Source organism: Aeromonas sp. QDB18, assembly GCF_027705325.1.
GTDB lineage: Bacteria > Pseudomonadota > Gammaproteobacteria > Enterobacterales > Aeromonadaceae > Aeromonas > Aeromonas caviae.
Window position 1 is genome coordinate 23,543 of the sequence record NZ_JAPDBQ010000027.1, and the last position, 10,638, is coordinate 34,180.

Genomic DNA, 10,638 nt, shown 5'->3' on the forward strand with positions numbered 1-10,638 from the left:
CCGGGGCGCCAGATTGTATTGATGGATCGGCCCAGGCCGGAATCACCTTTGGGAGTTTGGTAATGGCGATAGCCTCCAGTGCCTACAAGAAAGCCCTCGAGGGCAGCCAGCAGCGTAAAGAAGTGCTGGTCAAAATAGACAGGGTAAGCAAGCAGTTCGACGAAACGCTGGCGGTCGACAACGTGTCTCTCAACATCCACAAGGGCGAGATCTTCGCCCTGCTGGGTGGGTCCGGCTCCGGCAAGTCCACCTTGCTGCGGATGCTGGCCGGGTTCGAGCGACCCACGGAAGGACGGCTGTTCCTCGACGGCGTCGACATTACCGACATGCCGCCCTATGAACGCCCCATCAACATGATGTTCCAGTCCTATGCCCTGTTCCCCCACATGACGGTGGCCCAGAACATCGCCTTCGGCCTCAAGCAGGATGGCCTGCCCAAGGCGGAGATCGATGCCCGGGTGGAAGAGATGCTCAAGCTGGTGCAGATGACCCAGTACGCCCGCCGCAAGCCGCACCAGCTCTCCGGTGGTCAGCGTCAGCGGGTGGCCCTGGCTCGTTCCCTGGCCAAGCGTCCCAAGCTGCTGCTGCTGGATGAGCCCATGGGGGCGCTGGACAAGAAGCTGCGCTCCACCATGCAGCTCGAGCTGGTCGAGATCATCGAGCGGGTGGGCGTGACCTGCGTCATGGTGACCCACGATCAGGAAGAAGCCATGACCATGGCCGAGCGGATCGCCATCATGCACCTCGGTTGCATCGAGCAGATCGGCAGCCCGATGGACATCTACGAGACCCCGGCCAGTCGGCTGGTGTGCGAGTTCATCGGCAACGTCAACCTGTTTGACGGCCTGCTGGTGGAGGATGAGCAGGACCACGCCATCATCGCCTGTGCGGATCTGGAGCAGCCCATCTATGTGGGTCACGGCATCAGCTCCCGGGCGGAGAACAAGAAGGTCACCTATGCCCTGCGTCCGGAAAAACTGCTGATGAGCCTGCAAAAGCCGGAAGAGATCGAGCATCCGGACTTCAACTGGACCAAGGGCGAGGTTTATGACATCGCCTATCTGGGCGGCCATTCCGTGTATCACATCCAGTTGCCCTCGGGCAAAATCGTTCAGGCTTTCATCGCCAATGCCGAACGCCACGGCAAACGGCCGACCTGGGATGACCAGGTGTTCCTCTACTGGGAAGATGACAGCGGCGTGGTGCTGCAATCATGAAGGCATTGAGACGACTCAAACAGGTGGGAGGGCGGCAGCTGGTCATCGGCATCCCCTTCTTCTGGCTGTTCCTCTTCTTCCTGCTGCCCTTCATCATCGTCGTGAAGATCAGCTTCGCCGAAGCGGACGTGGCCATCCCGCCCTACACGGACGTGGTGAGCTGGGCAGACAATCAGCTCACCATACTGCTCAACCTGGGCAACTACCTGCTGCTGCAGGAGGATGAGCTCTACATCGCGGCTTATCTGGGGTCCCTCAAGATAGCCCTGGTCAGCACCATGCTCTGCCTGTTGATCGGTTATCCCATGGCTTACGCCATTTCGCGGGCCAACAAGGAGACCCAGACCGTTCTGCTGCTGCTCATCATGATGCCGACCTGGACGGCGATCCTGATCCGGGTCTACGCCTGGATGGGGATCCTCAGCAACAACGGCCTGCTCAACAGCGTCCTGCTGGGCATCGGGGTGATCGACGAACCGCTGCAGATCCTCAATACCAACCTGGCGGTCTATATCGGCATCGTATACTCCTACCTGCCGTTCATGGTGCTGCCGCTCTACGCCAACCTGGTCAAGCACGACCAGAGCCTGCTGGAGGCGGCCTCCGATCTGGGTGCCCGCAACCTGACCCGGTTCTGGCAGATCACGGTGCCACTCTCCAAGAACGGCATCATCGCCGGTTGCATGCTGGTCTTCATCCCGGTGGTGGGCGAGTTCGTCATCCCCGAGATGCTGGGTGGTCCGGAGACCCTAATGATCGGCAAGGTGTTGTGGCAGGAGTTCTTCAACAACCGTGACTGGCCGGTGGCCTCCGCCCTGGCGGTGGTGATGCTGGCGGTGCTGATCATTCCCATCATCCTGTTCAACCGCAACCAGGCCAAAGAGCTGGAGGGCAAGGCATGAGACGTTTCGGTTTTGCCAAGCTGATGCTGTGGCTGGGGCTGCTGTTCATCTACCTGCCCATGATCATCATGGTCATCTACTCCTTCAACGCCTCCAAGCTGGTGACGGTGTGGGGGGGCTGGTCGCTCAAGTGGTACTTCGGCCTGCTCGACAACAAACAGTTGATCGGGTCCGTGTTCCGCTCCCTGGAGATCGCCTTCTACACCGCCATCGCGGCGGTGGCGCTAGGGACGGTGGCGGCCTTCGTGCTGACCCGGATCCCTCACTTCCGTGGCCGGACCCTGTTCGGCGGCATGGTGACGGCGCCGCTGGTGATGCCTGAGGTGATCACCGGTCTCTCCCTGCTGCTGCTGTTCGTGGCCATGGCCCAGCTGGTGGGTTGGCCCGCGGAGCGGGGCATGCTGACCATCTGGATAGCACATACCACCTTCTGTACCGCCTATGTGGCGATCGTGGTGTCGGCGCGGCTGCGGGAGCTGGATCTCTCCATTGAGGAGGCGGCCATGGACCTGGGAGCCAAGCCCTGGAAGGTGTTCTTCCTGATCACCATCCCGATGATCGCCCCGTCGCTGGCGGCGGGTGGCATGATGTCGTTTGCCCTGTCGCTGGATGATCTGGTGCTGGCGAGCTTCGTCTCCGGCCCGGGTTCGACCACCTTGCCGATGGAAGTGTTCTCGGCGGTGCGTCTCGGCGTGAAGCCCGAGATCAACGCCATCGCGAGTCTGATCCTGCTGTCGGTATCCCTGTTCACCTTCGGTAGCTGGTATCTGATGGCCCGGGCGGAGAAACGCCGCCGTGCCGAAATCGCCATGACCACCCAGATGCAGGCAGTTGCCTGACTTGCCCCGTGATAAGATCCGCATTCCCCCATCCGTCAGGAGAATGGAATGCGGATCTCCCTCTTCATCGGCCAGAGCGCCGAACTGAACCCAGAGCAGGCCCCCGGCCTCATCAGTGCCATCCACAAGCAGCCTGCCAACGCCCCTCTGTGGTGCGATTTCCTCGGCCTTCGCGGGGATGAGCAGAGCGACAGACGCCATCATGGCGGCCCGGATCGGGCCCTGCACCATTACCCTGCGGAGCATTACGCCTGGTGGAAAACCTGGCAAACCGCGCTGGGACTGCCTGTACCACGCACACCCTGGCAGCCTGCCGCCTTTGGCGAGAATCTCTCTGGTTCGGGGCTGACGGAGGCGCAGGCCTGCATCGGCGATGTTTATCGACTTGGAGAGGCGCTGATCCAGATAAGCCAGCCCAGATCCCCCTGTTTCAAGCTCAACCAGCGCTTTGGCTATGGCCAGCTCTCCCAGGTGATGCAGCTGAGTGGTCGCTGTGGCTGGCTGCTGCGGGTGCTGGAAGAGGGAAGGGTGGATCCGCAGGGGGAGCTGACACTGGTGGACAGACCCTACCCTGAGCTGACGGTGAAGCGCACCTCCGACATCCTGTTCAACCAGGCCCGCAATGAGGACGATCTGCAACTGCTGCTGGAGAACCCGGCGCTCTCTCCCAACTGGCGCCAGCATGCGGCCCATTGGCTTGAACATGGTGTGGTGGCGGATTGGAGCCGACGTTTGCTGGGGCCGACCGAGTTCAGGTTGCCTCGACAGGACTGAAGGCAGGCGGAAAGATACCTTGTGGGTGATTTTTCCTGCGACTCGCTGAATTATTGAGCGTAAAGCCATTTTTTTAGAGTGAATGCAAAAAAAGGCTTGTGTCGGGTCGGGGCTTTCGGTAAATTCTCGCCCCGCAGACATCGGTGTGTAGCGCAGCTTGGTAGCGCACTTCGTTCGGGACGAAGGGGTCGGAGGTTCGAATCCTCTCACACCGACCACATTTGAAAAGGCCGCTCAATGAGCGGCCTTTTCGCATTTGGTCTGTTGAAGCAAAGCTGACATTTCCATTGTCGATTGCTTCTCCTGCTCCGATCTCCCTCATTTGCCCAACTAAAAGGGCCACCGCTCGGTGGCCCCACTGGTGGAGTCTGATCCTGACTCCGGCACTCTAGATTGTGACAATCTCGTTGTGGGTCTTGTCGATGGTGCCCTCCTTGCGCCCCAGGCGCTCATTCAGATATGCCAGTGTTGATGTCGCAATGCCTTGAAACCGTGTTGGGTTTGCAGGGCCGCATGCTTAGGGTACTCACTAATGAAATGTGCTATTCCCTCCATCAGTTGTGAACGCAGCGAAGACACGGGCTCATGCCAGGCTTGCAGGCAGAGATGACCAGGGATCAGCTGCTCTCGATACGCTTCCAGCAGTGATTCCGGCCAAGGTTCGATATGGGAATCGTGACGCAGTAAATAGTGGGCGGCGGGTTCACGGGCATAGATGAACTGAACTTGGGCCAGGTCGCGTTGGCTTAGCGTTTGGCTGCCGATATGGCAAGTCAGATATTTCCCCGTCTTCAGATTCAGGAAGTGACCGCGTTGCCGACAGGCAATGATGCGATACCAGGGCAGGGGTGAACAGAGAGAATACCCCTCCAGCTCCTGTTCCAACCAGTGACGGCACTCTGGGGTCTGCACTTCTTCGCGCATGGCCTCAAGTCGTGTCAGCAAGGCTCTGGATGGTTGGGTAGCCAGTGTCGCGCTCATCGTCTGCAATCCTCCCTCTGCACAGAATCCCGACTTTCAGTATGGACCCTGAGCGGAGGAGGGGGTAAGAATTCTAATGATTAAAATCAGCTTAGAAGCGCACTTTTTATGCAATAAAAACCATTAGCCGACGAGGTAGGTGCCCGTGCCGAAGGCGATGTGGGTGCCCTCTTCGTTGTGCAGCTCCATGCGGGCGACCGCGACCTTGCTTCCTGCCCGGATGATGTGGGCGGTGGCGATGAACTCGTTGCCGCGACCGGGACGAAGATAGTCCACCCGCAGATCGATGGTGCCAAGCCGCGAGAAGCGCTCCTTGAGATAGCTGGGGGAGAAGTCCTCCAGCTCGTCGATGCAGGAGGCTGCGACTATCATGCCGCCCGCCACGTCGAGCAGGCTGGCGGTGACGCCGCCGTGCAGTATGTTGTGGAAAGGGTTGCCGATGAGCTTCTGTTCCATCTTGATGCGCAGCTCCACCTTGTCGAAGTCGTAGTGGGTGACTTGCATGCCGATCAGCTTGTTGAAGGGCATTTTTTCGGCGAACAGGTTGGCTATGCCACTGAGCGCCATCTTCTTGAGCATCTGTTTCATTCCTTGAGTCCGCCCTGTCATCAAAGCCGAGTAAAAACTCCAGCCAGTCTGCAACACTTCCTTAACACTCGCAATGGCAGGTTTATTGTGGGCGGCGGCTGCTTTAGAATGGCGACCCCAAAGGAGAGCCCATGACCGTCATTGCCGAAACCCTGCCTGACCCTCAGCCAGAGAATCCCCTTGCCCTGTTGCAGGCGGTGTTTGGCTATCAGCAGTTTCGGCCGGGCCAGCTCGAGATCATCGAGCAGATAGTGGCGGGGCGCGATGCCCTGGTGCTCAAACCCACCGGCGGCGGCAAGTCGCTTTGCTACCAGATCCCGGCGCTGCTGCGACCCGGGCTCGGGGTGGTGGTCTCCCCCCTCATCTCGCTGATGAAGGATCAGGTCGACACCCTGCGTGCCAACGGCGTGGCGGCGGTCTACATCAACTCGGCTCTGAGCCGGGAGGAGATGATCCAGAACTTTGCCGCCATGCGCCGGGGCGAGATCAAGCTGGTTTATGTTTCCCCCGAGCGTTTGCTGCAGCACGAGTTCATGGACCGGTTGGCGGAGCTGCCCCTCGGCCTGTTCGCCATCGACGAGGCGCACTGCGTTTCCCAGTGGGGACACGATTTCCGGCCGGAATACGCGGCGCTGGGACGGCTCAAGCAGTGGTTCCCCCAGGTGCCCGTGGTGGCGCTCACCGCCACCGCCGACGAGGCGACCCGCAGCGACATGCTGCACCGACTGGAACTGAACGATCCCTTCATCCACACCGCCAGCTTCGATCGGCCCAATATCCGCTACAGCCTGGTGGAAAAGTTCAAGGCAGCGGAGCAGCTGCTGCGCTACGTGCAGAGCCAGAAGGGCAACTGCGGTATCGTCTACTGCTCCAGCCGCAACCGGGTTGAGGAGGTGGCCGAGCGGCTCTCCCGCCACGGCTGCAAGGCGGCACCCTATCATGCAGGGCTGCCGCTGGAGCTGCGCCAGCAGACCCAGGAAGCCTTCCTCAAGGATGACATCGAGATCGTGGTGGCGACGGTGGCGTTCGGCATGGGCATCGACAAGCCCAACGTGCGCTTCGTGGTGCACTACGACATCCCGAAGAACATCGAATCCTACTATCAGGAAACCGGCCGCGCCGGGCGTGACGGCACTCCCGCGGAGGCGCTGCTGCTCTACGATCCCGCCGACATCGGTAGGGTGCGCCGGCTGCTCGACAACATCGAAAACCCCCAGCAGTTGCAGGTGGAGCAGTACAAGCTCAACGTGATGGCGGCCTTCGCCGAGGCGCAGACCTGCCGCCGTCAGGTGCTGCTCAACTACTTCGGCGAGTACAACGACAAGCCGTGCGGCAACTGCGACATCTGCCTCGATCCGCCCCAGAGTTATGACGGCACCGAAGACGCCCAGAAGGCGCTCTCCTGTGTCTGGCGGGTGGGACAGAATTTCGGGGTGGGTTATGTGGTGGAGGTGCTGCGCGGATCGCTGAACCAGCGCATCAAGGATCACGGTCACGACAAGCTGTCGACCTACGGCATCGGCAAGGATCAGAGCCACGAATACTGGATGAGCGTCATCCGCCAGCTGATCCACAAGGGGTTGCTGACCCAGAACATCACCCGCAATCTGGTGTTGCAGCTCACCGAAGCGGCCCGCCCCGTGCTGCGCGGCGAGATGAAGCTGGAACTGGCAGTCCCCCGCCTGCAGCCCATCTCCAGCCGCAAGGAGAAGCGCAACGGCCTGCTCGACAACGCCAACTACGACAAGCGGCTGTTCAAGGAGCTGCGCGCCCTGCGCAAGCAGATCGCCGAGGATGAAGAGGTGCCGCCCTATGTGGTGTTCAACGACGCCACCCTGGTGGAGATGGCACAGCTCATGCCGATGACCGAGGAGGAAATGCTGGCGGTCAACGGTGTCGGTCACCGCAAGCTGGAGCGCTTCGGTGAGGCCTTTATGGACCTGATCATCGACTACTGCCGCCGGTAGGGTCGGCCCTGGTAGACCTTGTCATCGACCGCAGCAGGCCCAGGCCGGTAGGCTGGCACAACAAACAGTGGAAAGGCGCCCGTTGGTCGGCGCCATGCATTATTTGAGGTTGGCGTAATAGGCCGCCAGATTCTCCATGTCCGCCTCGGTCAGCATCGCCATGAAGGGAACCATCAGCGGCTCGGTACGGGAACCCTCCTTGAACGCTTTCATCTGCTTGAGCAGATAGGCCTGGTTCTGGCCCGCGAGGTGGGGGTAGGTCGGGACGCTCGCCTTGCCATCCGCGCCATGACAGGCGGCACAGACCACGGATTTGGCCTTGCCTGCGTCTATGTCGGCCGCCTTGGCCTGATGGCCCCAGGCAAGCGCCAGCAGGGGCAGGGTATAGACCCACTTTGGCATCGTTTTCTCCTTGAAATGAATAATCGTGATCGCCTGTTAGCCTCGACGAGCCGACGGCGGTATAAAGAGTGACACGAGCATACGCAGGGACAACCCTCATCACCATGAAGTTGATCAACACTTTTGCCACCGAACTTCCTTGGGCTTGCGAGCCCGTTGCCCCGCAGCCGCTGCATGGCCCCAGATTGCTGCATCTGAACCGTGCGCTGCTTGGTGAGCTGGGGCTCGGGGAGGTGAGCGAGGCGCAGTGGCTCGCTTGTTGCGGCCAGGGGCAGCCCCTGCCGGGCATGCAGCCGGTGGCCCAGGTCTATGCGGGCCACCAGTTCGGTGGCTACAGCCCGCGCCTCGGGGATGGCCGCGCCCTGCTGCTGGGGGAGCAGCTGGCGCCGGATGGCAGCCGCTGGGACCTGCACCTGAAAGGGGCGGGCAAGACGCCATTCTCCCGCTTCGGCGACGGCCGTGCCGTGCTGCGATCCAGTATTCGCGAGTACCTGGCTTCCGAGGCGCTGCATGCCCTTGGCATTCCCACCACCCGGGCTCTGGTGCTGCTGGGCAGTGACGAGCCTGTCTACCGGGAGCAGGTGGAGAGCGGGGCGACCGTGCTGCGCACCGCGCCGAGCCATCTGCGCTTCGGTCATTTCGAGTATTTCGCATGGAGCGGGCAGGGGGAGAAGATCCCCGCCCTCATCGACTATGCGCGGCGTTACCACTTCCCCGAGCTGGCCGATGGCGCCGAGCTGTTTGCCGAAGTAGTGCGCCGCACCGCGCTGCTCATCGCCAAGTGGCAGGCGGCGGGGTTCTGTCACGGGGTGATGAACACCGACAACATGTCCCTGCTCGGGCTGACCCTGGATTACGGCCCCTACGGTTTTATCGACGCCTATGTGCCGGACTTCGTCTGCAACCACTCGGATCCGGACGGTCGCTATGCGCTGGATCAGCAGCCTGCGGTCGGATACTGGAACCTGCAGAAGCTGGCCCAAGCGCTAGCTGGCCATGTGGATGGCGACGCGCTCGCGTCGGCCCTGGCCCAGTACGAGCACCAGCTGATGTTGCACTACTCCGAGCTGATGCGCGCCAAGCTGGGGCTGGCGGTGTGGGAAGAGGAGGATCCGGCGCTGTTCCGCGAGTTGTTCCGGCTGCTGGCGGCGCACAAGGTGGATTACCACCTCTTCCTGCGACGTCTCGGTGAGGTGACGCGAGAGGGAGCGTGGCCCGCCCGCCTGTTGGCCCTGCTGCCCGATCCTGCCGTCTGGCAGGGGTGGCTTGAGGCCTATCGGGCGCGCCTCGCCCGGGAAGGGAGCGTGGATGGCGTGCGCAAGGGGCAGATGGACGCAGTCAATCCCAAGTATGTGCTGCGCAACGCCCTGGCCCAGCAGGTGATCGAGGCGGCAGAACAGGGCGACATGGCGCCGTTCGAGCGGCTGTTTGCGGCCCTGCAGCACCCCTATGATGACCAACCCGAATACGAGGATCTCGCCACCCCGCATCCGGGCTGGTATTGCGGGGGCGAGCTCTCGTGCAGCAGTTGAGGAGCCGCAGATGAACTGGCGTATCACGCAGACAGACAGGGAAGCCGGGGTGGTGATGCTGACGTGCCCGGCGCTCGACTGGGACAGTTTTCCAGTGCTGGCCGAAGCCCTGCTGCAGGAGTGGGAGCTGGCGGCACTCGAGCGGGAGTGGGGGGCCGATCGTCACGGCTGGCTGCTGGAGTTTGAGGGGAGCCGCCTTCGGCTCGAGTTCGAACACCACAGCGGTTGCTGGCTGGCGGCGGTGCAACCGGCGGACATCGAGGCGCTGCTCTGGCTCGCCCGGCAATACGGGAACTGACCCCTGGCCGGTTCCGAATGTGAGTCGCCACTGTTCGAAATAGCCGTATAAAGATTGAACTATCAATTTGGGGGCGTATAATCCCGCCCCTCGATTATCGCCATGGTGGCGATATGGGTTCCCTAACCCCATTAACCAAAAAGGTCACAATATGAACCTGACTCCGGCTCAGTACCAGACGGCACTGATGCGTCTCTCGTTGTTCCACATCCTGATCATTGCCAGCAGCAACTACCTAGTGCAGCTGCCGATCACCATCTTTGGCTTCCACACCACCTGGGGTGCCTTCAGCTTCCCGTTCATTTTCCTGGCCACCGATCTGACGGTGCGGATCTTCGGCGCAGGCCTGGCGCGCAAGATCATCCAGACCGTGATGCTGCCGGCATTGACCGTGTCCTACGTGCTCTCGGTGCTCTTCTTCGAAGGGAGCTTCCAGGGGGTGGGCAATCTGGCAGAGTTCAATCTCTTTGTTGCCCGGATCGCGTTAGCCAGCTTTATGGCCTATCTGGTGGGCCAGTTCATGGATGTGGTGGTGTTCAACCGCCTGCGCCTGCTGAAAGCCTGGTGGGTGGCACCGGCGGCCTCCACCCTGTTCGGCAATCTGGTGGATACCATCGCCTTCTTCAGCATCGCCTTCTGGCGCAGCACAGATCCCTTCATGGCCGAGCACTGGGTCGAGATCGCGACCGTGGATTACGTATTCAAGTTGCTGATAAGTCTTGGGTTGTTTGTGCCGCTTTACGGTGTGCTACTGCGCTATCTCAGCCGCAAGCTGGTGGGGGAGGCCGGATTGGCTGGCCTGCAAGCTGCTACGCGACAAGCCTGATGAGATTGACCACCCCCATGGGTGGTCAATTTTTTTGCGATCTTCGCAAATAAGGCTTGCACAGTTAAATGAGAATGATTATTGTTAACTTGTTTTCCGGGAATGACTTCATTTGTTCCAACGTGATGGACTTCTTGTGAAGGCACGACATTGCTCACATTGCTTCCAGTTAAGGGGCCAGTAGTTTACTGGCCCTCTTTTTTTGCGTCTTTTCCGCCATCAGCGGGCATAAAAAATGGTTCTTCGCGGGATCTTGGGGAAGTGGAAGTTGACAGACAGGGTGCTGGTAAACTGGCTGTCTCCAAACACACC

General features: G+C 60.8%; 11 protein-coding genes and 1 tRNA gene. 9 read left to right on the forward strand and 3 right to left on the reverse strand.

All coding sequences use genetic code 11. From position 1 onward, the window contains the following. Positions 1 to 62 precede the first annotated feature (62 nt). The 5 genes from potA to OKC30_RS06660 all read left to right on the forward strand — a co-directional run bounded on the left by potA (position 63) and on the right by OKC30_RS06660 (position 3,950). On the forward strand, positions 63 to 1,217 hold the full coding sequence (gene potA, locus OKC30_RS06640; protein ID WP_010676056.1) for a polyamine ABC transporter ATP-binding protein: 1,155 nt from the start codon (positions 63 to 65) through the stop codon (positions 1,215 to 1,217). After that, a complete protein-coding gene (locus tag OKC30_RS06645) occupies positions 1,214 to 2,119 on the forward strand; it encodes an ABC transporter permease subunit (RefSeq protein ID WP_160836742.1) in 906 nt (301 codons plus the stop codon). The genes potA and OKC30_RS06645 overlap by 4 nt, the downstream gene beginning before the upstream one ends. Further along, a complete protein-coding gene (locus OKC30_RS06650) occupies positions 2,116 to 2,958 on the forward strand; it encodes an ABC transporter permease subunit (protein WP_010676054.1) in 843 nt (280 codons plus the stop codon). The genes OKC30_RS06645 and OKC30_RS06650 overlap by 4 nt, the downstream gene beginning before the upstream one ends. 48 nt (positions 2,959 to 3,006) lie before the next feature. Further along, a complete protein-coding gene (locus tag OKC30_RS06655) occupies positions 3,007 to 3,732 on the forward strand; it encodes an MOSC domain-containing protein (RefSeq protein WP_160836741.1) in 726 nt (241 codons plus the stop codon). 141 nt (positions 3,733 to 3,873) lie between these two features. Next, positions 3,874 to 3,950, forward strand: a tRNA-Pro gene (locus OKC30_RS06660). Between the two features lie 235 nt (positions 3,951 to 4,185). Here the strand turns inward: OKC30_RS06660 and OKC30_RS06665 are convergent. Both OKC30_RS06665 and OKC30_RS06670 read right to left on the reverse strand, forming a co-directional pair. After that, positions 4,186 to 4,713, reverse strand: a complete 528-nt coding sequence (locus tag OKC30_RS06665) for an AbiTii domain-containing protein (RefSeq protein ID WP_160836740.1) — start codon at positions 4,711 to 4,713, stop codon at positions 4,186 to 4,188. Between the two features lie 123 nt (positions 4,714 to 4,836). Beyond that, positions 4,837 to 5,301, reverse strand: a complete 465-nt coding sequence (locus tag OKC30_RS06670) for a thioesterase family protein (RefSeq protein WP_039039661.1) — start codon at positions 5,299 to 5,301, stop codon at positions 4,837 to 4,839. A 131-nt stretch (positions 5,302 to 5,432) separates the two neighbouring features. On the opposite strand from OKC30_RS06670, the gene recQ reads away from it, so the two are divergent. Further along, a complete protein-coding gene (recQ, locus tag OKC30_RS06675; RefSeq protein WP_039039660.1) occupies positions 5,433 to 7,268 on the forward strand; it encodes an ATP-dependent DNA helicase RecQ in 1,836 nt (611 codons plus the stop codon). 99 nt (positions 7,269 to 7,367) lie between these two features. Here the strand turns inward: recQ and OKC30_RS06680 are convergent, their stop codons facing one another. Further along, positions 7,368 to 7,670 carry a c-type cytochrome gene (locus OKC30_RS06680; protein ID WP_109422054.1) on the reverse strand — a complete coding sequence of 101 codons (303 nt, stop codon included), beginning with the start codon at positions 7,668 to 7,670 and terminating at the stop codon, positions 7,368 to 7,370. Between the two features lie 104 nt (positions 7,671 to 7,774). On the opposite strand from OKC30_RS06680, the gene OKC30_RS06685 reads away from it, so the two are divergent. The 3 genes from OKC30_RS06685 (at position 7,775) to OKC30_RS06695 (ending at position 10,326) form a co-directional block, all read left to right on the forward strand. Continuing rightward, positions 7,775 to 9,202, forward strand: a complete 1,428-nt coding sequence (locus OKC30_RS06685) for a protein adenylyltransferase SelO (protein WP_270666313.1) — start codon at positions 7,775 to 7,777, stop codon at positions 9,200 to 9,202. A gap of 10 nt (positions 9,203 to 9,212) precedes the next feature. Beyond that, a complete protein-coding gene (locus OKC30_RS06690) occupies positions 9,213 to 9,500 on the forward strand; it encodes a DUF3630 family protein (RefSeq protein ID WP_160836737.1) in 288 nt (95 codons plus the stop codon). Between the two features lie 151 nt (positions 9,501 to 9,651). Further along, positions 9,652 to 10,326 carry a 7-cyano-7-deazaguanine/7-aminomethyl-7-deazaguanine transporter gene (locus tag OKC30_RS06695; RefSeq protein ID WP_010676046.1) on the forward strand — a complete coding sequence of 225 codons (675 nt, stop codon included), beginning with the start codon at positions 9,652 to 9,654 and terminating at the stop codon, positions 10,324 to 10,326. Positions 10,327 to 10,638 lie beyond the last annotated feature (312 nt).

Bases quoted from the DNA above. Each gene is read 5' to 3' on its own strand.
- OKC30_RS06695 (WP_010676046.1), top strand. From the start codon at position 9,652: ATGAACCTGACTCCGGCTCAGTACCAGACGGCACTGATGCGTCTCTCG.
- OKC30_RS06665 (WP_160836740.1), bottom strand. From the start codon at position 4,713: ATGAGCGCGACACTGGCTACCCAACCATCCAGAGCCTTGCTGACACGA.
- OKC30_RS06685 (WP_270666313.1), top strand. From the start codon at position 7,775: ATGAAGTTGATCAACACTTTTGCCACCGAACTTCCTTGGGCTTGCGAG.
- recQ (WP_039039660.1), top strand. From the start codon at position 5,433: ATGACCGTCATTGCCGAAACCCTGCCTGACCCTCAGCCAGAGAATCCC.
- OKC30_RS06690 (WP_160836737.1), top strand. From the start codon at position 9,213: ATGAACTGGCGTATCACGCAGACAGACAGGGAAGCCGGGGTGGTGATG.
- OKC30_RS06680 (WP_109422054.1), bottom strand. From the start codon at position 7,670: ATGCCAAAGTGGGTCTATACCCTGCCCCTGCTGGCGCTTGCCTGGGGC.
- OKC30_RS06655 (WP_160836741.1), top strand. From the start codon at position 3,007: ATGCGGATCTCCCTCTTCATCGGCCAGAGCGCCGAACTGAACCCAGAG.
- OKC30_RS06645 (WP_160836742.1), top strand. From the start codon at position 1,214: ATGAAGGCATTGAGACGACTCAAACAGGTGGGAGGGCGGCAGCTGGTC.
- OKC30_RS06670 (WP_039039661.1), bottom strand. From the start codon at position 5,301: ATGAAACAGATGCTCAAGAAGATGGCGCTCAGTGGCATAGCCAACCTG.
- OKC30_RS06650 (WP_010676054.1), top strand. From the start codon at position 2,116: ATGAGACGTTTCGGTTTTGCCAAGCTGATGCTGTGGCTGGGGCTGCTG.
- potA (WP_010676056.1), top strand. From the start codon at position 63: ATGGCGATAGCCTCCAGTGCCTACAAGAAAGCCCTCGAGGGCAGCCAG.